Raw genomic sequence first — 20,390 nt, forward strand, 5'->3', positions numbered from 1 at the left:
CGACGGGACCTGGTCCTCGCACTGGGAGCACTCCGTGGCGCTGACCGAGCAGGGGCCGCTGGTGCTGACCTCGCCGGACGGTGGCAGGGCGAAGCTGGCCGAGCTGGGCGTCACGGCGGCTCCGGACCCGCTGGCGTGACGACGGCCTGGGGTCCGTCCGTCGGTCGGAGGCCGACGCAGCCGCTCGAAGCATGTGAGGCGCTCCCGGCGCCGAGCCCGCGAGAGGGGCGTGGGGGATCGGTCGAGTGGACGGTCATCACGACCGACGGGACCTGGTCCTCGCACTGGGAGCACTCCGTGGCGCTGACCGAGCAGGGGCCGCTGGTGCTGACCTCGCCGGACGGTGGCAGGGCGAAGCCGGCCGAGCTGGGCGTCACGGCGGCTCCGGACCCGCTGGCGTGACGACGGCCTGGGGCCGGCGCGACCGCTCGGAGCCTGCGCTGCTCCGTGGCTCTGACCGAGCTGGGCGTCACGCACGGCGGCTCCGGGCCCGGGGGCATGAGGATCACCCTTGCGGGGCAGACTTTCCCGTTTCGCCTTTCCGGGTGTACTGACGTAGACTGACGCGTCGGCTCTCGTGCACCCGCATGTCTGCATGCGCTCGTACGGCGTACGGGGGTCGATCAAGGTAGTCGATTCGAAGGGCGAAGCGTGGCCAAGAAGCAAGGTGCCATCGAGATCGAAGGCACTGTCGTCGAGTCTCTTCCGAACGCCATGTTCAAGGTGGAGCTCCAGAACGGCCACCAGGTCCTGGCACACATCAGCGGCAAGATGCGTATGCACTACATCCGCATCCTCCCTGACGACCGGGTCGTGGTGGAGCTGTCTCCGTACGACCTGACGCGTGGCCGGATCGTCTACCGGTACAAGTAGATCTTGCCCACGTCCCGCGCGGTTCTCGCGCGGGCCCGCCGGCAACTGACCCGGAGAACCTCACACCCATGAAGGTCAAGCCGAGCGTCAAGAAGATCTGCGACAAGTGCAGGGTGATCCGCCGTCACGGTCGGGTCATGGTCATCTGCGACAACCCGCGCCACAAGCAGCGCCAGGGCTGACGTTCGACCGACCGAACCCTCTGCATCTTTTTCGCAGGGATTCGCGCGACGCGAGCTGAATTTGTTCATACGCAGGACCCGGGCACGTGTGCCCGACACCCCCGGTTCGGAGGCCGGGGACCTTGTCCGTACCTAGTACGGCGGACGGGGAGCCGGTCCTGTGGAAGACCTCCGAAGATCACCAGGAGCCATTGAATGGCACGCGTTTCCGGTGTCGACATCCCGCGCGAAAAGCGCGTGGAGATCGCCCTCACCTACGTGTTCGGCATCGGCCGGACGCTCTCGCAGCAGACGCTGGCCGCGACCGGCGTCGACCCGAACACCCGCGTCCGCGACCTCTCCGAGGAGCAGCTCGTCGCGATCCGCGAGTACGTGGACAACAACATCAAGACCGAGGGTGACCTCCGCCGCGAGGTCCAGGCCGACATCCGCCGCAAGGTCGAGATCGGCACGTACCAGGGTCTGCGTCACCGTCGTGGCCTGCCCGTGCGCGGTCAGCGCACCAGCACGAACGCCCGTACCCGCAAGGGTCCGCGTCGCGCGATCGCCGGCAAGAAGAAGCCGGGCAAGAAGTAGTCCTCAGCGGACGCTCATCAGCGGTCTTCGCTGTAGGACCGACCACCTCCCGTAGGAGAACGACATGCCCCCCAAGGGTCGTCAGGGCGCTGCCAAGAAGGTGCGCCGCAAGGAAAAGAAGAACGTCGCTCACGGCCACGCGCACATCAAGAGCACGTTCAACAACACGATCGTGTCCATCACGGACCCGACCGGCAACGTGATCTCCTGGGCCTCCGCCGGCCACGTCGGCTTCAAGGGCTCCCGGAAGTCCACGCCGTTCGCCGCGCAGATGGCCGCCGAGTCGGCTGCCCGTCGCGCGCAGGAGCACGGCATGCGCAAGGTCGACGTCTTCGTCAAGGGCCCGGGTTCCGGTCGTGAGACCGCCATCCGTTCGCTCCAGGCGACCGGCCTCGAGGTCGGCTCGATCCAGGACGTCACCCCGACGCCGCACAACGGCTGCCGTCCGCCGAAGCGTCGTCGCGTCTGATCCGTCGCGTCACTCCCGACGCGTCTGATCTCGCTCCACCAGGGTTTCCGGGCGGTACGGCTCCTTCGGGCCGTATCGCCCGTACCCTTGCAGTACTGGTCGGGCGTCAAATAGCGGGCGCCCCTGACTGAAGGAACACCACATGCTGATCGCTCAGCGTCCCTCGTTGACCGAAGAGGTCGTCGACGAGTTCCGCTCCCGGTTCGTCATCGAGCCGCTGGAGCCGGGCTTCGGCTACACCCTCGGCAACTCCCTCCGCCGCACCCTCCTCTCGTCGATCCCCGGCGCTGCTGTCACCAGCATCCGTATCGACGGTGTCCTGCACGAGTTCACCACCGTGCCGGGTGTCAAGGAGGACGTCACCGACCTGATCCTCAACATCAAGCAGCTGGTCGTCTCCTCGGAGCACGACGAGCCGGTCGTGATGTACCTGCGCAAGCAGGGCCCGGGTCTGGTCACCGCCGCCGACATCGCGCCCCCGGCCGGTGTCGAGGTGCACAACCCCGACCTCGTCCTCGCCACGCTCAACGGCAAGGGCAAGCTGGAGATGGAGCTGACCGTCGAGCGCGGTCGCGGCTACGTCTCCGCCGTCCAGAACAAGCAGGTCGGTCAGGAGATCGGGCGCATCCCGGTCGACTCGATCTACTCGCCGGTCCTGAAGGTCACGTACAAGGTCGAGGCCACGCGTGTCGAGCAGCGGACCGACTTCGACAAGCTGATCGTCGACGTCGAGACGAAGCAGGCCATGCGTCCGCGCGACGCCATGGCGTCGGCGGGCAAGACCCTGGTCGAGCTGTTCGGTCTCGCCCGCGAGCTGAACATCGACGCCGAGGGCATCGACATGGGTCCGTCCCCGACGGACGCCGCGCTCGCCGCCGATCTGGCGCTGCCGATCGAGGAGCTGGAGCTCACCGTTCGGTCGTACAACTGCCTCAAGCGCGAGGGCATCCACTCCGTGGGTGAGCTCGTGGCCCGCTCCGAGGCGGACCTGCTCGACATCCGCAACTTCGGTGCGAAGTCGATCGACGAGGTCAAGGCCAAGCTCGCGGGCATGGGCCTGGCGCTGAAGGACTCGCCTCCCGGCTTCGACCCGACCGCCGCCGCGGACGCCTTCGGCGCCGACGACGACGCGGACGCCGGTTTCGTGGAGACCGAGCAGTACTGAGCGCTCCGCGAGGAGGGCCGTACTGCGGCGGCCGGTCCGTCGTGGCCGGTCGCGCAGTTCCCCGCGCCCCTCTGGGGCGCGGACCCTCCGGGGCGCTGGAAACGGCGCCCCGGATCTCCGACGGGCGATCGCCCGCTCGGACACTGACTCCGGTACCTGATACGGCCGGGGCAGACACCTAGGAGAAACACCATGCCGAAGCCCAGCAAGGGTGCCCGTATGGGCGGCAGCGCCGCGCACGAGAAGCTGCTCCTCGCGAACCTCGCGAAGTCGCTCTTCGAGCACGGCAAGATCAAGACCACCGAGGCCAAGGCGCGCAAGCTGCGTCCGTACGCCGAGCGTCTGGTCACCAAGGCGAAGAAGGGCGACCTTCACAACCGCCGTCAGGTGCTCCAGGTGATCACGGACAAGAGCATCGTCCACACGCTCTTCACCGAGATCGGCCCGCGCTACGAGAACCGTCCCGGTGGTTACACCCGGATCACCAAGGTCGGCAACCGCCGCGGTGACAACGCGCCCATGGCCGTCATCGAGCTGGTCGAGGCGCTGACCGTGGCCCAGGAGGCCACCGGTGAGGCCGAGGCCGCCACCAAGCGTGCCGCCAAGGACGCCGAGACCACCGAGGCCGCCGAGACCAAGGTCGACACGACCAAGGCCGACGACGCCGCCGAGGAGTCGAAGGACGCGTAAGCGTTCTGCCGCGGGCCCGTCCCTTTCGAGGGGCGGGCCCGCTTTCGCGTTGCTGAGAGGATCTCCGGGTGAGTGACGAAGTAGAGGCCGGGCACGTCCGGGTGCGGCTGGACCTGTCCTACGACGGGACCGAGTTCTCCGGGTGGGCCAAGCAGGCCGGCGGGCGGCGGACCGTCCAGGGCGAGATCGAGGACGCGCTGCGGACCGTGACGCGGTCGCGGGAGACGTACGAGCTGACGGTGGCGGGGCGGACCGACGCGGGCGTGCACGCGCGCGGTCAGGTCGCGCACGTCGACCTGCCGGGCGAGGTGTGGGCCGAGCACCACGAGAAGCTGCTCAAGCGGCTCGCCGGGCGGCTGCCCAGGGACGTGCGGGTGTGGGCCCTCCGGGAGGCGCCCGCCGGCTTCAACGCCCGTTTCTCCGCCGTCTGGCGGCGCTACGCCTACCGGGTCACCGACAACCCCGGCGGCGTCGACCCGCTGCTGCGCGGGCACGTCCTGTGGCACGACTGGCCGCTCGACGTGGACGCCATGAACGAGGCGGCCCGCGGGCTGCTGGGGGAGCACGACTTCGCCGCCTACTGCAAGAAGCGGGAGGGGGCCACCACCATCCGCACGCTCCAGGAGCTGAGCCTGGTGCGGGGGGACGACGGGATCGTCACGGCGACCGTGCGGGCCGACGCCTTCTGCCACAACATGGTGCGCTCCCTCATCGGGGCGCTGCTCTTCGTCGGCGACGGCCACCGCACGCCCGACTGGCCGGCGAAGGTGCTCGCCGCCGGCGTACGGGACTCGGCCGTGCACGTCGTACGGCCGCACGGCCTGACGCTGGAGGAGGTCGGCTACCCGGCGGACGAGCTGCTCGCGGCCCGGAACAAGGAGGCGCGCAACCGACGCTCCCTGCCCGGAGCCGGCTGCTGCTGACCCGGCGCGGGGCGCCGTAGGGCGCCGTGGGCCGGCCCCGGAGGGTCAGCCCGCGGCCGCCGCCGAGGCCTGCGCCTCGCCGCGCCGGTGGATCTGGCGGAAGGTGAACTCGGCCAGGTCGTCGCCGGCGCGGAAGACCTCCGTGGTCTTCTCCGTCACGTCCTTGCCGTTGGTGAAGCCGGCGAGGGTGAAGTAGGCGTAGCGACCGTAGGAGTTGGTGGTGGAGCGGCAGACGGCGCCGGTGCAGAAGGACTTCACCCCGCCGCCGGACAGGGAGCGGACGATGCTCTTCTCGTCGGCCTGCCGCTTGGCCGCGAGGGCCTTGGCCTCGGTGTCGAAGACGGCGACGCCGACCGTCACCGCGGTGTCGCCCACGGTGTAGGTGACGCGCATCAGGCGGGTGCAGTCGTTGGCGGCCAGCACCTTCGGCAGCGTCTTCTGGGCCGCGGAGCCGCAGGTGCGGGTGTCGGCCGTCGGGCCCTTCTTGTACACCGTCTCGCCCATGGTCAGCTGCGTGCCCGAGAAGAGCAGGTCAGGGCTGAGCGGGGCCTTGTCCTTCTTCGCACCGGCGATGAAGTCCTTGGGGTCGAGCGGCGGCGGGGCGCTGGTCGGGGCGAAGGACGGGGTCGCGTCCGTCGCGCTGGGTATGTCGGCCGTCGCCGGGAGCTGCGAGGAGGGGCTGTCCGAGGCCTGCCCCGAGCCGTTGGCCGAGACGACCGCCACGGCGACGGCACCGGCGATCGCCACGGTGGCCAGCGCGCCCCCGCCGATGAAGAGCAGCCGACGCCGCTTGGCGCGGGCCTCGGAGGCCTCGGCGAGGGCCGCCCAGTCCGGGGAGTTGTCGCCGTCGCCACTCTTCCAGGGCTGCTGCTGCGGCTGCTGCGATTGCGGTTTCCAGGGATCCCACTGCGACTGAGGTCCCCCCTGCCCAAAGCTCATGGGCCGCATCTTAGACGGGCCGCGTGGCGTGCTGGTGCGGCTCCCGGGGCCTTGCAGCGCCTAGCGTTCCGTCCATGCGGACGGGCAAAGACGACATCTCCGGGTGGTTGGTACGACCGGCGAGCGGGCATCTGTGGGCAGTGCTCGGGACGGTGCTGGCGGTCACCGTGGCGCACGCGGCGCGGGCGACCCCCGGCGGCGCGGACGGCGGGATGGACAACGCGATCGTCGTGCGCGCCGCCCGCATCTGGCTGGCCGGTGGCTCCCCGTACGACGATCCCCACTTCCTCTACTTCCCGAGCGCGGTGCTCGCCGCCGCCCCGCAGGCGCTGCTGCCCCCGGGCGTACTGCGGGTGCTGGCGCCGTGCGCGGTGGCAGCCCTGCTGGCGCTGGCCTGGGCCGTCGCGCTGCGGCTGCACCGGGTCCCCCTGCGCAGCCGGTTCGCGGTCCTCGGGCTGACCGGGCTCGCGGCGGGCTTCGCTCCCTTCGGGCACCTGGTGCGCCTCGGCAACTGGACCGTGACGGCGGCGGTGGCCCTGCCGCTGGCCCTGCTGCTGGCCGGACGCGGTCGGTGGACGGCGGCGGGCGCGGTCATCGGCGCCGCGGTGGCGCTCAAGCCGCTGCTCGCGCCCGTGTGTCTGCTCCTGCTGTTCGCCGGGCGGTGGCGGGCGCTGGCGGCCGCCGTGGGGGTGCCCGCGCTCGCCTGCGGCGTGGCCGCGCTGCTGATGCCCGACCCGGCGGGCTTCCTCACCCGCACCCTGCCCTTCCTGCTCCACGGCGACGACGGCTTCGTACGGCTCTACGAGGCCTCCCCGGCCGCCGTGCTGCCCCGGCTGGGGGTGCCCGGGGCGCTCGCCCAGGGCGCGGCGGTGCTCGCCGCCGCTGCGGGGGTGCTGTGCGCGTACGCCCGCTGGCGCCGCGCCGACCCCGGACCGGCGCGGCTCGCGGAGACCGCCGCGGGCCTGATGCTCTCGGCGTTCCTCGTCTCCCGGCCCTCCTACGACCATTACCTGCTGGTCGTCCTGCCGCTGCTGCTCGCCGGGCTGCCGTACGCCGGCGCGGTGGCCCGGGGGCCGTGGTTCTGGATCGCACTGGTGCCCCAGCTGCCGGGGCTGACCTGGCCCTGGCTGGAGTCGGGGCAGCGGCGGGCCTTCAAGGACGCGTTCACGCTGTGCGTGCTGGCGGTGGCGGTCGCCCGGCGGGCCGGGGCCGGTACGGTGGCCGGCGACGATCACGCGGTCACCGGGCGGGCGCCGGTGCCCGCGCGGGCCCCCGCGGCTCCGTTTTGACCCGGCCGTGGGACCCCGGGTATTCTGCACAGTCGTATGTGTATTGGCTTGCTCATTCTCACGTGAGGGGCCCTTACACCGGTCCACCGGGACCGATGACCAGCGACCAGCACGCGGTATGCGTCACCGCAGTGCGGTCAGGGCTGTCGTGATCGTCTTCGGTGACCAATGTCAGGACCACTCACTGAAGAAGCGAAGGCTACGAACCGTGCGTACGTACAGCCCCAAGCCCGGCGATGTGACCCGCCAGTGGCACGTCATCGACGCTCAGGACGTCGTCCTGGGTCGTCTGGCCACCACTGCGGCCTCCATCCTGCGCGGCAAGCACAAGCCGATCTACGCGCCCCACGTCGACACCGGTGACTTCGTCATCATCATCAACGCCGACAAGGTGCACCTCTCCGGCAACAAGCGGACCCAGAAGATGGCGTACCGCCACTCCGGGTACCCGGGTGGTCTGCGCTCCGTGCGCTACGACGAGCTCCTGGACAAGAACCCGGAGAAGGCCGTCGAGAAGGCCATCAAGGGCATGCTCCCGAAGAACTCCCTGGGCCGTCAGATGCTCTCGAAGCTGAAGGTCTACAAGGGTGACCAGCACCCGCACGGCGCGCAGCAGCCGCAGCCGTTCGAGATCACCCAGGTCGCGCAGTAGTTCCGGCCACCCCCTAAGACTGAACAGAATCTGAGGAGCATCGTGGCCGAGACCACTGCCGAGCAGCCGCTCGAAGAGATCGACATCGACAGCTACACCACCGAGTCCGAGGTGCCCGTCGAGGGCGAGTACACCTCGGAGTCCATGGCCTCCGCCTTCGGCGAGCCCCAGCCGGCCGCCGGCCTGGGCCGTCGCAAGAACGCCATCGCCCGTGTCCGGATCGTCCCGGGCACCGGCAAGTGGAAGATCAACGGCCGCACCCTCGAGGACTACTTCCCGAACAAGGTGCACCAGCAGGAGGTCAACGAGCCCTTCAAGGTGCTCGAGCTGGAAGGCCGTTACGACATCATCGCCCGCATCGCGGGTGGCGGCGTCTCCGGCCAGGCCGGTGCGCTCCGTCTCGGTGTCGCCCGCGCCCTGAACGAGGCCGACGTGGACAACAACCGCGGCGCCCTCAAGAAGGCCGGCTTCCTGCGCCGCGACGACCGCGCGGTCGAGCGGAAGAAGGCCGGTCTGAAGAAGGCCCGCAAGGCCCCGCAGTACAGCAAGCGCTAAGCTTCGCTGCCTGTACTCCGAACGCCCCGGCGGCACGCCACTGTGCTGCCGGGGCGTTCGTTTATCCCCGTCGTTGGGCGTATAACGGCACAAGACGTTCAGAAGTTCAGACGTTCAGGCGCTCTAAGGCTTGTGTGATCGGATGGTCGGGCGGTGCGTCGCGAAGCGCGGCCGTGGCCACGGGAGCCGACCCGTGTGAGCCGCACTTGCGGCCGGCTCCCGGAATTGACGTTTCCTCAGGAGGACAAGTGGGACGACTCTTCGGCACGGACGGCGTGCGCGGTGTCGCCAACGCGGATCTGACGGCCGAGCTGGCGCTCGGGCTCTCCGTCGCCGCGGCGCACGTACTGGCCGAGGCGGGCACCTTCGCCGGACACCGGCCGACGGCCGTGGTCGGCCGTGACCCGCGCGCCTCCGGGGAGTTCCTGGAGGCCGCCGTGGTCGCCGGTCTGGCCAGCGCCGGTGTGGACGTGCTGCGGGTCGGCGTGCTGCCGACGCCCGCGGTGGCCCACCTCACCGGAGCGCTCGGCGCCGACCTCGGCGTCATGCTCTCCGCCAGCCACAACGCGATGCCCGACAACGGCATCAAGTTCTTCGCCCGCGGCGGCCACAAGCTCGCCGACGAGCTGGAGGACCGTATCGAGTCCGTCTACGCCGAGCACCGCACGGGCGCCCCCTGGGAGCGTCCGACCGGCGGCGGCGTGGGCCGGGTCCGGGACTACGACGAGGGGCTCGACCAGTACGTCGCCCACCTGGTCGGCGTCCTGCCGAACCGCCTCGACGGGCTGAAGATCGTCCTCGACGAGGCGCACGGCGCGGCCCACCGGGTCTCGCCCGAGGCGTTCGCGCGGGCCGGGGCCGAGGTCGTCACCATCGGTGCCGTGCCGGACGGCCTCAACATCAACGACGGCTGCGGCTCGACCCACCTCGACCTGCTCAAGGCCGCCGTCGTCGAGCACGGTGCCGACCTGGGCATCGCGCACGACGGCGACGCCGACCGCTGCCTGGCCGTGGACCACACCGGCGCGGACGTGGACGGCGACCAGATCCTGGCCGTGCTCGCGCTGGCGATGCGGGAGCGACGGGTGCTGCGCTCCGACACCGTCGTGGCGACCGTCATGTCCAACCTGGGCTTCAAGCTGGCCATGGAGCGCGAGGGCATCCGGTTCGTGCAGACCGGTGTCGGCGACCGGTACGTCCTGGAGGAGATGAAGGCCAACGGCTACGCCCTCGGCGGCGAGCAGTCCGGGCACGTCATCGTCCTCGACCACGCCACCACCGGCGACGGCACGCTGACCGGGCTGATGCTGGCGGCGCGGGTCGCGCAGACCGGCCGTACCCTCCAGGACCTCGCGTCCGTGATGGAGCGGCTGCCGCAGGTGCTGATCAACGTGCCGGACGTGGACAAGTCGCGGGTGACGACCTCCGCGGAGCTGGCGACCGCCGTGGCGGAGTCCGAGCGGGAGCTGGGCAGCACCGGCCGGGTGCTGCTGCGTCCGTCGGGGACCGAACCGCTGGTGCGGGTCATGGTCGAGGCGGCGGACATCGAGCAGGCGCGGTCGGTGGCGGGCCGGCTGGCCGACGCGGTGAAGTCCGCGCTCGGCTAGCGGAACCGGACGTGACGCAAGGGGCGGCCTTCGGGCCGCCCCTTCGCGTTCCGCCGGGCGGGGCGCGGTGTCAGAGTTTGCGCAGGCTGAGCCGCTGGACCTTGTGGTCGGGGCCCTTGCGCAGGATGAGGGTGGCCCGGCCGCGGGTCGGAGCCACGTTCTCCACGAGGTTCGGCTTGTTGATGGTGCGCCAGGTGGTGCGGGCGTAGTCGAGTGCCTCCTCCTCGGAGACCTGGGTGTACCTGCGGAAGTACGAGGACGGGTTCTGGAAGGCGGTCGCGCGCAGCTTGCGGAAGCGGCTGAGGTACCAGCGCTCGATGTCCTCGGTGCGGGCGTCCACGTACACGCTGAAGTCGAAGTAGTCGGCGAGCCCGACCCTGGTGCGGCCGTCCTTGCCGGGCAGGGCGGGCTGGAGCACGTTGAGGCCCTCGACGATCAGGATGTCGGGGCGGCGCACGACCAGCTTCTGGTCCGGGACGATGTCGTAGATGAGGTGGGAGTAGACCGGGGCGGTCACCTCGGCCTTGCCCGCCTTGATGTCGGCGACGAACCGGGTGAGGGCCCGGCGGTCGTACGACTCGGGGAAGCCCTTGCGGGACATCAGCCCGCGGGCCTGGAGTTCCCGGGTGGGCAGCAGGAAGCCGTCGGTCGTGACCAGCTCCACGCGCGGATGCTCGGGCCAGCGCGACAGCAGCGCCTGGAGCAGCCGGGCGACGGTGGACTTGCCGACCGCGACCGAGCCGGCGACCCCTATGACGAACGGGGTGCCCGACTGGGAGCCCTGTTCGCCGAGGAAGGTGTTGAGCGCGCCGCGCAGGCCGTCGGTGGCGCCGACGTAGAGGTTGAGGAGCCGGGAGAGCGGGAGGTAGATGTCCCGCACCTCGTCGAGGTCGATGACGTCGCCGAGGCCGCGCAGCTTCTCGACCTCCTCGGCGGTCAGCGGCAGCGGCGTCTTGTCGCGCAGCGCGCTCCACTCGGGACGGGTGAGGTCGACGTAGGGAGTCGCCTCCGGCCGCTGCCGGTGGGCGCTCCGGGGCATCGAGGGGACCGGAGAGATCACAGTCCATTGTTAACGGAGTTCGAACGCGGCGGCGGGTGGGGTGTGTCACGCCGACCGCGCCGTGTCCGCGGATGATCACGCCGGTGTCACGGTTCGGGTACCGGGTGGTACTGGGGTGATCGGCTGTCAGTTCCCTGTGCGTACAGTGCTCGCACATACGTGCGGACCCTCCGCCGTCCGGAAGAGAGAAACCCAACGTGAGACTGACCGTCGTCCGCCGTACCGCCCTCGCGGCCTCCGTCGCCGCCCTGGCCCTGCTCGTCACCGCCTGCGGCGGCTCCGACGACGGTGGCGGCTCGTCCGACGAGGGCAAGAACGGCGACACCGGCTCGGCGGCCCCCGCGGCGGCCGAGGCGCTCAGCGCCGCGGAGCTGGAGAAGGCGGCCCTCGCGCAGGCGGACGTCAAGAACGGCAAGGTCACCGAGGCGTCGGCGACGGACGACATCGCGAAGGACAAGGTCAAGGCGGAGAAGGCGGAGTGCGAGGCGCTCGCCTTCGCCGAGACCGGCGTCCCGCTGGGCACGCCGGCGGCCACCGTCAAGCGGTCCTGGACGGAGGGGCCGAAGAAACCGTCCGGGGGCGAGGCGACCGAGGAGTCCATCGGTGCCGCCTTCGACCTGGACAAGGCGCTGGTGACCCTGGCCACCTACGACGACGGCGGCGCCGAGAAGGTCCTCGCGGACGTGAAGAAGGCGGCCGGCGCCTGCGCCGGCGGGTTCGCCTTCACCGCCATGGGTGAGCAGGCGAAGATCGCGAAGGTGGCCGAGGACAAGGCGCCCGGCGGGGCCGACGAGGCGGTCGCGATGACGATGACGATGACCGGCGACGAGGGCGAGGCCTTCCCGGTCAAGGTGGTCGTCACCCGTAAGGGCTCCACCGTCGTCACCTTCACCGTCCTGAACCTCGCCTCCGCCGGCACCGGCAAGGACTTCCCGTTCCCCGCCGAGATCAGCGACGCGCAGCTCGCCAAGCTGGGCTGAGGACGCGGCCGGGCCGCCGCGCACCGTGCACCGAAGTTCCCACCGGGGCGTTCGTACCCCGGTGGGAATTTCCGATTTCGGGCATGGAAAGGCCGGTTCGGGACCGGATCTGATCGTAGGCTGCCGGTCATGTGCGGAATCGTGGGATACGTGGGGTCTCAGTCGGCGCTCGATGTCGTACTGGCCGGATTGAAGCGACTCGAGTACCGGGGGTACGACTCGGCGGGCGTCGCCGTGCTCGCGGACGGCGGCCTCGCCACCGCCAAGCGCGCCGGGAAGCTCGTCAACCTGGACAAGGAGCTGTCCGAACGGCCCCTGCCGACCGCCGTGACCGGCATCGGCCACACCCGCTGGGCCACGCACGGGGGGCCGACCGACGCCAACGCCCACCCCCACCTCGACAACGCGGGCCGGGTGGCCGTGGTCCACAACGGCATCATCGAGAACTTCGCCTCCCTCCGCGACGAGCTGGCGGAACGCGGCCACGAGCTGGCCTCCGAGACCGACACCGAGGTCGTCGCCCACCTGCTCGCCGAGGAGTTCTCCGCCTGCGCCGACCTCGCGGAGGCGATGCGGCTGGTGTGCCGGCGGCTGGAGGGCGCGTTCACGCTGGTCGCGGTGCACGCGGACGCGCCGGACGTGGTCGTGGGCGCCCGCCGCAACTCGCCGCTCGTGGTGGGCGTCGGGGAGGGGGAGGCCTTCCTCGCCTCGGACGTCGCGGCCTTCATCGCGTACACCCGGGACGCCATCGAGCTGGGCCAGGACCAGGTGGTGGAGCTGCGCAGGGACGGTGTGACCGTCACCGGCTTCGACGGCACCCCGGCCGACGTCCGCTCCTACCACGTCGACTGGGACGCCTCCGCCGCCGAGAAGGGCGGCTACGACTACTTCATGCTCAAGGAGATCGCCGAGCAGCCGAAGGCGGTCGCCGACACCCTGCTGGGCCGCGTGGACGGCTCCGGCACGCTCAGCCTCGACGAGGTGCGCATCCCCGCGGCCGTGCTCCGGGAGGTCGACAAGGTCGTCATCGTCGCGTGCGGCACGGCCTTCCACGCCGGGCTGATCGCCAAGTACGCCATCGAGCACTGGACGCGTGTCCCCTGCGAGGTGGAGCTGGCCAGCGAGTTCCGCTACCGCGACCCGATCCTCGACCAGCAGACGCTGGTGGTCGCCATCTCCCAGTCCGGCGAGACCATGGACACCCTGATGGCCCTGCGCCACGCCCGCGAGCAGGGCGCCAAGGTGCTGGCCATCTGCAACACCAACGGTTCCACCATCCCGCGCGAGTCCGACGCCGTGCTCTACACGCACGCCGGCCCCGAGGTCGCCGTCGCCTCCACCAAGGCCTTCCTCACCCAGCTGGTGGCCTGCTACCTGGTCGCCCTCTACCTCGGACAGGTGCGCGGCACGAAGTACGGGGACGAGATCCGCGACGTCATCCGCGACCTCTCGCGGATCTCCGACGCGGTGGACCGGGTCCTGGAGACCATGGAGCCGGTACGGGAACTCGCCCGCTCCCTCGCCCACAAGAACACGGTGCTGTTCCTCGGCCGCCACGTCGGACACCCGGTCGCCCTCGAAGGCGCCCTGAAGCTCAAGGAGTTGGCGTACATGCACGCCGAGGGCTTCGCGGCGGGCGAGCTGAAGCACGGGCCGATCGCGCTGATCGAGGAGGACCTGCCGGTCGTCGTGGTCGTCCCGTCGCCGCGCGGCCGTTCGGTCCTGCACGACAAGATCGTGTCCAACATCCAGGAGATCCGGGCCAGGGGCGCCCGCACCATCGTCATCGCCGAGGAGGGCGACGAGGCGGTCGTCCCCTACGCCGACCACCTGGTGCGCATCCCGGCCACGCCGACGCTGCTCCAGCCGCTGGTGGCGACGGTGCCGCTCCAGGTCTTCGCCTGCGAGCTGGCGACGGCCCGGGGCAACGAGGTGGACCAGCCGCGGAACCTGGCGAAGTCGGTGACGGTGGAGTAGGTCCTCAGCCGTCGGCGGGGCGGGTTCTCAGGCGACGGCGGGGCGGGCCGTAAGTCGTCGGCGGGGCGGGTTCTCAGCCGTCGGCGGGGCGGAGGTCCGCGACCAGGCGGAAGCGCTCCAGCACCGCGGGGGTTCCGTCGTCCACCGTGAACTCCGGGTCGCCCAGGGCCGCGCGCATCTCCTCGCCGTGCCAGAACCGCTCGTGTCCGGCCCGCCACGCGGCCACGTCGGTATAGCCCTCGCCCTCGTCCAGCACGTGGGCGAGGTCCACCTGGCCGAGCGGGACGACGCGTACGCCGGTCACCTCGATGACGGCGACCGGCCGGTCGTGGGAGTCGACGACCACCGCGCGGTTCCCGGCCCGCGGCAGCGGCTCGTCCTCGTGCTCGTAGTCGACGACGAGGCCGGTCGTCGTCGTCTTCGAGCCGTCCAGGATCGCCCGGACGAGCCGGTCGCGCAGGGGGCCGGGGAAGGCGAACTCGGCCCTCGGCAGCGTGGCGGGGTCCGTGGGGGCCGAGGCGGGGTCGGGCGTCATGCGAGCACCGTAACGGCCCGGCGCCGCACGAGACACCCCGCTCACCGCCGCACGAGACGCCCCGCTCACCCCGCCCGCGCCACGTCCCGCCAGGCGCGGGGGATCGCCCCCGCGACGTCGTGCGCCCCCGTCGGCGCGCCCTCCGCCGCGAACCGCCCCGCCAGCCCGTGCAGGTACGCCCCCGCGCTGCCCGCGTCCCGGGCCGAGAGCCCCGCGGCGAGCAGCGAACCGGCCAGCCCGGACAGCACGTCCCCGCTGCCCGCCGTGGCGAGCCACGAGGTCCCCGTCGCGTTGACCCGCACCGGCCCTCCCTCCGCCCCGGCGACCACCGTCGTCGACCCCTTCAGCAGCACCGTCGCCCCGTAGCGGTCCGCCAGCTCCCGCGCCGAGGCCAGCCGCGCCCCCTCGACCTCGTCCCGGCCCACGCCGAGCAGCGCGGCCGCCTCCCCGGCGTGCGGCGTCATCAGCGTCGGTGCCGTGCGCCCCCGTACCGCCTCCGCGTCCGCCAGCCGCAGCCCGTCCGCGTCGATCAGCACCGGCACCTCGGCGGCCAGCACCTGCGCCACGGTGCCGGCGTCGTCACCGGCCCCCGGCCCGACGACCCACGCCTGCACCCGCCCCGCCCGCTCCGGCCCCCGGTCCGACACCAGCGTCTCCGGGAAGCGGGCGATCACCGCGTCCCCGGCCGGACCGACGTACCGCACCGCCCCGGCCCCGCCCCGCAGCGCCCCGGCGACGGCGAGCACGGCCGCGCCCGGATAGCGGGCCGACCCGGCGGCGATCCCGACGACCCCGCGCCGGTACTTGTCGCTCTCCGCCCCCGGCACCGGCAGCAGCCGCGCCACGTCGGCGTGCTGCAACGCCTCCAGCGCGGCCCCGTCGGCCGGCAGCGGCAGGCCGATGTCCACCAGCCGCACCGACCCGGCGTACTCCCGCGCGGGATCGATCAGCAGCCCCGGCTTGTGCGCCCCGAACGTCACCGTCAGGTCGGCCCGTACGGCCGCCCCGCGCACCTGCCCGGTGTCCGCGTCGACGCCGCTCGGCAGGTCCACGGCGACGACCGCGGCCCGGGACCGCGCGGCCGCGTCCGCGAGCGGCACCGCCTCCTCGCGCAGCCCGCCCCGGCCGCCGATCCCGACGATGCCGTCGACGACCAGGTCGGCCCGCGCGATCAGGTCGCCGGCCACCCCGCCACCGGCCGCCACGACCCGCCCGCCGGCCCGCCGCAGTGCCGCCAGCCCCGCCCCGTGCGCGCGCTCCGGCGTCAGCGGCACGGCCGTCACGCCCGCGCCCCGCCGGGCCAGCCGGGCCCCGGCGTACAGGGCGTCGCCGCCGTTGTCCCCGCTCCCGACCAGCAGCACCACCCGGCTGCCGTAGACCCGGCCGGCCACCCGCCCGAGCACCTCCGCGCAGGCGGCGGCCAGTCCGGCCGCCGCCCGGTGCATCAACGCCCCCTCCGGCAGCCGTGCCATCAGCTCCCGCTCGGCCGTCCTGACCATCTCCACGCTGTACGCAGTCCGCATGCCGTCGAGTCTTCCCCGTACACCGCGCACGCTCACGAGTCCCGTGCGGGACAGTTGTCCCATGGGCGACGACGAGACGGCACAGGTGATGACCTCGCTCGGGGCACGCCTGCGCGCCATCCGGCAGGCCCGCGGCCTCACGCTCGGCCGGCTCGGCGCCGCCACCGGCATCTCCGTGAGCACGCTGTCCCGGCTGGAGTCGGGCCTGCGCGAGCCCGGCCTGCGCCACCTCCTGCCGCTGGCCCGGGCACACCGGCTGCCGCTGGACGACCTCGTCGGCTCCCGCACCGGCGACCCCCGGGTGCATCCGCGCCCCTTCACCCGGCACGGCCAGACGTGGGTCCCGCTCACCCGGAACCCGGGCGACGGGCTGCACGCCTACAAGCAGATCCTCCCGGCGCCGGCCACCCCGCGGACCGCGACGACGCCCCGCCCCGCACAGGGGTCGCACGAGGGCCACGAATGGCTCCACGTCCTCTCCGGCCGCCTGCTCCTCGCCCTGGGCGACCGCGACCTCGTCCTGACGGCCGGCGAGACGGCGGAGTTCGACACCCGCGTCCCGCACGGCCTCGCCAACGCCGGTGAGCGGCCCGTCGAATGGCTCGCCCTGTACGGCGCCCAGGGCGAACGCATGCACATCCGGGTCCGGCCGACGGGGGCCGACGAGGGCTGACGGGGGTGACAGGGGCTGGGAGGGGGTGACAGGGGCTGGAAGAGGCTGACAGGAACTGACAAGGGCTGACAGGGGCCGATGGGCCCCTACCCCTCCGCGATCACCACCGCCGACGCGATCCCCGCGTCGTGGCTCAGCGACACGTGCCACGACGCCACGCCCAGTTCCGCGGCCCGGGCCGCCACCGTCCCCGAGACCCGGAGCCGCGGCTGCCCACTGTCCTCCACGTACACCTCGGCGTCCGTCCAGAGCAGCCCCGCCGGTGCGCCGAGCGCCTTGGCCAGCGCCTCCTTCGCCGCGAACCGGGCGGTGAGCGAGGCGGTGCCCCGGCGCTCGCCGCTGGGCAGCAGCAGCTCGCTCTCCAGGAAGAGCCGCCGGGCCAGGGCCGGCGTACGTTCCAGCGACACCCCGAACCGCTCGACCTCGGCCACGTCGATCCCGACCCCGATGATGCTCATGCCGGGCACCCTAACGACCGGCGGGCACCGCCGTCGCCGCCGGGCGCTGCGCCTCGAGGGGCGTCCGGGCGCTCTGAGAGACTGTGGGCACGATGAGTGAGACAGCTGCTCGGCGGGACGCGGTACTGCGGGCCCGGGCCGAGATCGACCTGGCCGCCCTGCGGGCCAACGTCCGCGCCCTGCGCGAGCGCGCCCCCGGGGCGGCTCTCATGGCCGTCGTCAAGGCCGACGGCTACGGCCACGGCGCCATCCCGTGCGCCCGTGCCGCCGTCGCGGCGGGCGCGACCTGGCTGGGCACCGCCACGCCGCAGGAGGCCCTCGCGCTGCGCGCGGCGGCCGGACTGCCGGACGACGTGCGGATCATGTGCTGGCTGTGGACGCCGGGCGGCCCCTGGCGCGAGGCCGTCGAGGCCCGTCTCGACGTGTCCGTCAGCGCCCTGTGGGCGCTGGAGGAGGTCACCCGGGCGGCCCGGGCGGCCGGCACCGCCGCGCGCGTGCAGCTCAAGGCCGACACCGGACTCGGCCGGGGCGGCTGCCAGCCGGGCGAGGACTGGACCGAACTGGTCGGGGCTGCCCTGCACGCCCAGGACGAGGGGCTGCTGCGCGTCACCGGGCTCTGGTCCCACTTCGCCCGCGCCGACGAGCCCGGGGACCCCTCCATCGCCGCCCAGCTCACCCGCTTCCGGGAGATGACGGCGTACGCCGAGCAAGAGGGGGTGCGCCCCGACGTGCGGCACATCGCCAACTCGCCGGCCACGCTCACCCTCCCCGAGACCCACTTCGACCTCGTCCGGCCCGGCATCGCCATGTACGGCGTCTCGCCCAGCCCCGAGATCGGCATCCCCGCCGACCTCGGACTGCGCCCGGTGATGACGCTGTCCGCCTCGCTGGCCCTGGTCAAGCAGGTACCCGGCGGCCACGGCGTCAGCTACGGGCACCACTACACCACCCCCGGCGAGACCACCCTCGGCCTCGTACCCCTCGGCTACGCGGACGGCGTACCGCGCCACGCCTCCTCCACCGGGCCCGTCCTGGTCGACGGGAAGTGGCGCACGGTCGCGGGGCGTATCGCGATGGACCAGTTCGTCGTCGACCTGGGCGGGGACCGGCCGGAGCCGGGTGCCGAGGCGGTGCTGTTCGGGCCCGGGGACCGGGGCGAGCCCACCGCCGAGGACTGGGCCCAGGCGGCGGGCACCATCGGGTACGAGATCGTCACCCGGATCGGAGCACGCGTTCCGCGCGTCTACGTCAACGAGTGACACGCCTCCCTCCATGGAGCGGCGGGCCCCGCGGGTCCGGCGTGCATGACGGACGCGTTCGGGTGAATCAGGAACAAGAGGGGAATCCGCACAGCGGCCCAAGCGGCCCGGCGAAGAGGAGCGGTACGTGAGCGAGAGCAGCGCGGAGGTCGTCGCGGACGTGGCCGCGGCGGCCGTCGCCTCCGCCACGGAGGCCGCCACCGAGGTCGCCGTCGGCGGCTGGCGCCGGGCGACCGGTGTCGCCGGCGTCGCGATAGGCGTGGTCGCGGCGGGCGCCGCGGCCGGTGTGGCGATAGAACGGCTCACCGTCGGCCGCGGCATGCGCCAGAAGGCGCGGCTCGCCCTCGACTCGGCGGGACCCTACGGCGGGCTGCGCGGCACCCCCGGCAGGGCCTACGCCGACGACGGCACCGAGTTGTACTACGAGGTCGACGACGTCGACCCGGAGACGGAGTCCGCGCTCACCCGGCGTCGCCGGCGGCTGTTCGGCCGCAAGGCCCCCGCCCCCGTGACCGTCGTCTTCAGCCACGGCTACTGCCTCAACCAGGATTCCTGGCACTTCCAGCGGGCGGCCCTGAGGGGTGTGGTGCGCACCGTGCACTGGGACCAGCGCAGCCACGGCCGGTCCGGGCGGGGCGTGTCCCAGACGCGGGACGGCCGGCCGGTCACCATCGAGGAACTGGGCCGTGACCTGAAGGCCGTCATCGACGCGGCCGTGCCGGAGGGCCCCGTCGTGCTGGTCGGGCACTCCATGGGCGGGATGACGGTGATGGCCCTCGCCGACGACTTCCCCGACCTGGTCCGCGAGCGGGTCGTCGGGGTGGCCCTCGTCGGCACCTCCTCCGGGCGGCTCGGCGAGGTCAACTTCGGGCTGCCGGTGGCCGGGGTCAACGCGGTGCGGCGGGTGCTGCCGGGGGTGCTGAAGGCGCTGGGGCAGCGGGCCGAGCTGGTGGAGAGGACGCGGCGGGCGACGGCGGACCTCTTCGCGGGGATCATCAAGCGGTACTCGTTCGCCTCCCGGGAGGTCGACCCGGCCGTGGCCCGCTTCGCCGAGCGGATGATCGAGTCGACGCCGATCGACGTGGTCGCCGAGTACTACCCGGCCTTCAGCGACCACGACAAGACCGAGGCCCTCGCCCACTTCGCCGGCCTGCCGGTCCTGGTGCTGGCCGGCGTACGGGACCTGGTCACGCCGAGCGAGCACAGCGAGGCGATGGCCGACCTGCTGCCGGACGCGGAGCTGGTGCTGGTCCCCGACGCGGGGCACCTGGTGATGCTGGAGCACCCCGAGCTGGTCACCGACCGCCTCGCCGACCTGCTGGCCCGCGCGGGCGCGGTGCCCGCAGCGGCTACCGTTGACGGCTATGGAAGCACCAGCAGCACCGCAGGGCCCGGCTGAGCCCTCCGGACCCCCCGCACCCGCCCCCGACGTCGAGATCACCGTCACCTCCCCGGAGCAGATGAGGGACCTGGGCCGCAGGCTCGCCGGGGTGCTGCGCGCCGGTGACCTCCTGATGCTGAGCGGGGAGCTGGGCGCGGGCAAGACGACGCTGACCCGGGGCCTCGGCGAGGGCATGGGAGTGCGCGGCGCCGTCACCTCCCCGACCTTCGTGATCGCCCGGGTGCACCCCTCCCTGGGCGACGGCCCGCCGCTCGTCCACGTCGACGCCTACCGGCTGTCGGGCGGCCTGGACGAGATGGAGGACCTCGACCTCGACGTCTCGCTGTCCGACTCGGTGATCGTGGTGGAGTGGGGCGAGGGCAAGGTCGAGGAGCTGACCGAGGACCGGTTGCAGCTCCGGATCGAGCGGGCCGTGGGCGACACCACCGACGAGGTCCGGCACGTGACGCTGACGGGCATCGGCGGACGCTGGTCCACGGCCGACCTGGGCACGCTGGCCGTCTGATCCGGTGGGGGCGGAGGCGCTCGCCGCTTGAGTCGGTGGCCGCAGGGGCGCCTGCCGGATGGGTCGGCCGGCTGCCGGGGTCGTGCTCGGCGTCTGGG

The 20,390-nt window shown here is 72.5% G+C and carries 22 protein-coding genes and 2 pseudogenes; 19 read left to right on the forward strand and 5 right to left on the reverse strand.

Going from position 1 to position 20,390, the window contains the following annotated elements; genetic code table 11:
• The 9 genes and pseudogenes from AC07FV_RS28060 to truA all read left to right on the forward strand — a co-directional run.
• A pseudogene (locus AC07FV_RS28060) lies at nucleotides 1-139 on the forward strand (type I methionyl aminopeptidase); the annotation flags it as partial.
• A 98-nt stretch (nucleotides 140-237) separates the two neighbouring features.
• Nucleotides 238-402, forward strand: a pseudogene (locus AC07FV_RS28065) (type I methionyl aminopeptidase); the annotation flags it as partial.
• Nucleotides 403-651: 249 nt separating this feature from the next.
• A complete protein-coding gene (infA, locus tag AC07FV_RS28070; protein WP_003948620.1) occupies nucleotides 652-873 on the forward strand; it encodes a translation initiation factor IF-1 in 222 nt (73 codons plus the stop codon).
• A gap of 68 nt (nucleotides 874-941) precedes the next feature.
• Nucleotides 942-1,055: a 50S ribosomal protein L36 gene (rpmJ, locus tag AC07FV_RS28075; RefSeq protein WP_003974245.1), complete on the forward strand. Its 114-nt coding sequence runs from the start codon at nucleotides 942-944 to the stop codon at nucleotides 1,053-1,055.
• A 195-nt stretch (nucleotides 1,056-1,250) separates the two neighbouring features.
• The gene (gene rpsM / locus AC07FV_RS28080) at nucleotides 1,251-1,631 is read left to right on the forward strand and encodes a 30S ribosomal protein S13 (protein ID WP_003974244.1); all 381 of its coding nucleotides are present in this window, start codon (nucleotides 1,251-1,253) and stop codon (nucleotides 1,629-1,631) included.
• Nucleotides 1,632-1,695: 64 nt separating this feature from the next.
• Complete coding sequence (rpsK, locus tag AC07FV_RS28085) at nucleotides 1,696-2,100, forward strand: 30S ribosomal protein S11 (RefSeq protein WP_003948617.1); 405 nt, start codon at nucleotides 1,696-1,698, stop codon at nucleotides 2,098-2,100.
• Between the two features lie 142 nt (nucleotides 2,101-2,242).
• Nucleotides 2,243-3,265 (forward strand): DNA-directed RNA polymerase subunit alpha, encoded by a 1,023-nt coding sequence (locus tag AC07FV_RS28090; protein WP_003966937.1) that lies wholly within the window; start codon nucleotides 2,243-2,245, stop codon nucleotides 3,263-3,265.
• A gap of 192 nt (nucleotides 3,266-3,457) precedes the next feature.
• Nucleotides 3,458-3,955 carry a 50S ribosomal protein L17 gene (gene rplQ, locus AC07FV_RS28095; protein ID WP_479090116.1) on the forward strand — a complete coding sequence of 166 codons (498 nt, stop codon included), beginning with the start codon at nucleotides 3,458-3,460 and terminating at the stop codon, nucleotides 3,953-3,955.
• Between the two features lie 68 nt (nucleotides 3,956-4,023).
• Entirely contained in the window at nucleotides 4,024-4,878 is an 855-nt protein-coding gene (truA, locus tag AC07FV_RS28100; RefSeq protein ID WP_479090117.1) for a tRNA pseudouridine(38-40) synthase TruA, read from the forward strand.
• 45 nt (nucleotides 4,879-4,923) lie between these two features.
• On the opposite strand, the gene AC07FV_RS28105 is transcribed toward truA, so the two are convergent.
• A complete protein-coding gene (locus AC07FV_RS28105; protein WP_479090118.1) occupies nucleotides 4,924-5,817 on the reverse strand; it encodes a hypothetical protein in 894 nt (297 codons plus the stop codon).
• Nucleotides 5,818-5,891: 74 nt separating this feature from the next.
• Here AC07FV_RS28105 and AC07FV_RS28110 point away from each other — a divergent pair, with 74 nt between their 5' ends.
• The 4 genes from AC07FV_RS28110 (at nucleotide 5,892) to glmM (ending at nucleotide 9,920) form a co-directional block, all read left to right on the forward strand.
• On the forward strand, nucleotides 5,892-7,106 hold the full coding sequence (locus AC07FV_RS28110; RefSeq protein ID WP_479090119.1) for a glycosyltransferase 87 family protein: 1,215 nt from the start codon (nucleotides 5,892-5,894) through the stop codon (nucleotides 7,104-7,106).
• A gap of 208 nt (nucleotides 7,107-7,314) precedes the next feature.
• The gene (rplM, locus tag AC07FV_RS28115) at nucleotides 7,315-7,758 is read left to right on the forward strand and encodes a 50S ribosomal protein L13 (RefSeq protein ID WP_003974239.1); all 444 of its coding nucleotides are present in this window, start codon (nucleotides 7,315-7,317) and stop codon (nucleotides 7,756-7,758) included.
• A 42-nt stretch (nucleotides 7,759-7,800) separates the two neighbouring features.
• Nucleotides 7,801-8,313: a 30S ribosomal protein S9 gene (gene rpsI / locus AC07FV_RS28120; protein ID WP_052839842.1), complete on the forward strand. Its 513-nt coding sequence runs from the start codon at nucleotides 7,801-7,803 to the stop codon at nucleotides 8,311-8,313.
• Nucleotides 8,314-8,561: 248 nt separating this feature from the next.
• Nucleotides 8,562-9,920, forward strand: coding sequence for a phosphoglucosamine mutase (glmM, locus tag AC07FV_RS28125; RefSeq protein ID WP_479090120.1), 1,359 nt, complete (start codon nucleotides 8,562-8,564; stop codon nucleotides 9,918-9,920).
• A 70-nt stretch (nucleotides 9,921-9,990) separates the two neighbouring features.
• Here the strand turns inward: glmM and coaA are convergent, their stop codons facing one another.
• Nucleotides 9,991-10,959, reverse strand: a complete 969-nt coding sequence (gene coaA / locus AC07FV_RS28130) for a type I pantothenate kinase (protein WP_383641818.1) — start codon at nucleotides 10,957-10,959, stop codon at nucleotides 9,991-9,993.
• Nucleotides 10,960-11,177: 218 nt separating this feature from the next.
• Between coaA and AC07FV_RS28135 the strand changes: the two genes are divergently transcribed.
• Together AC07FV_RS28135 and glmS are read left to right on the forward strand one after the other, a co-directional pair.
• A complete protein-coding gene (locus AC07FV_RS28135; RefSeq protein WP_479090122.1) occupies nucleotides 11,178-11,960 on the forward strand; it encodes a hypothetical protein in 783 nt (260 codons plus the stop codon).
• Nucleotides 11,961-12,089: 129 nt separating this feature from the next.
• Entirely contained in the window at nucleotides 12,090-13,937 is a 1,848-nt protein-coding gene (glmS, locus tag AC07FV_RS28140) for a glutamine--fructose-6-phosphate transaminase (isomerizing) (protein WP_479090123.1), read from the forward strand.
• Between the two features lie 73 nt (nucleotides 13,938-14,010).
• Here glmS and AC07FV_RS28145 read toward each other — a convergent pair whose 3' ends face one another.
• On the reverse strand, nucleotides 14,011-14,472 hold the full coding sequence (locus AC07FV_RS28145; RefSeq protein ID WP_479090124.1) for an ASCH domain-containing protein: 462 nt from the start codon (nucleotides 14,470-14,472) through the stop codon (nucleotides 14,011-14,013).
• 65 nt (nucleotides 14,473-14,537) lie between these two features.
• Nucleotides 14,538-15,995, reverse strand: a complete 1,458-nt coding sequence (locus AC07FV_RS28150; RefSeq protein WP_479090125.1) for an NAD(P)H-hydrate dehydratase — start codon at nucleotides 15,993-15,995, stop codon at nucleotides 14,538-14,540.
• Between the two features lie 61 nt (nucleotides 15,996-16,056).
• Between AC07FV_RS28150 and AC07FV_RS28155 the strand changes: the two genes are divergently transcribed.
• The gene (locus AC07FV_RS28155) at nucleotides 16,057-16,668 is read left to right on the forward strand and encodes a helix-turn-helix domain-containing protein (protein ID WP_479090127.1); all 612 of its coding nucleotides are present in this window, start codon (nucleotides 16,057-16,059) and stop codon (nucleotides 16,666-16,668) included.
• Nucleotides 16,669-16,754: 86 nt separating this feature from the next.
• On the opposite strand, the gene AC07FV_RS28160 is transcribed toward AC07FV_RS28155, so the two are convergent.
• Nucleotides 16,755-17,126: a holo-ACP synthase gene (locus tag AC07FV_RS28160; RefSeq protein WP_479090128.1), complete on the reverse strand. Its 372-nt coding sequence runs from the start codon at nucleotides 17,124-17,126 to the stop codon at nucleotides 16,755-16,757.
• A gap of 92 nt (nucleotides 17,127-17,218) precedes the next feature.
• Here AC07FV_RS28160 and alr point away from each other — a divergent pair, with 92 nt between their 5' ends.
• The 3 genes from alr to tsaE all read left to right on the forward strand — a co-directional run bounded on the left by alr (nucleotide 17,219) and on the right by tsaE (nucleotide 20,292).
• Nucleotides 17,219-18,385, forward strand: coding sequence for an alanine racemase (gene alr, locus AC07FV_RS28165; protein WP_479090129.1), 1,167 nt, complete (start codon nucleotides 17,219-17,221; stop codon nucleotides 18,383-18,385).
• A 127-nt stretch (nucleotides 18,386-18,512) separates the two neighbouring features.
• Nucleotides 18,513-19,784 (forward strand): alpha/beta fold hydrolase, encoded by a 1,272-nt coding sequence (locus tag AC07FV_RS28170; protein ID WP_479090131.1) that lies wholly within the window; start codon nucleotides 18,513-18,515, stop codon nucleotides 19,782-19,784.
• Complete coding sequence (gene tsaE / locus AC07FV_RS28175; RefSeq protein WP_479090133.1) at nucleotides 19,750-20,292, forward strand: tRNA (adenosine(37)-N6)-threonylcarbamoyltransferase complex ATPase subunit type 1 TsaE; 543 nt, start codon at nucleotides 19,750-19,752, stop codon at nucleotides 20,290-20,292. The genes AC07FV_RS28170 and tsaE overlap by 35 nt, the downstream gene beginning before the upstream one ends.
• The last annotated feature ends 98 nt before the right edge of the window (nucleotides 20,293-20,390 follow it).

The organism is Streptomyces sp. NPDC045956 (genome assembly GCF_056430705.1).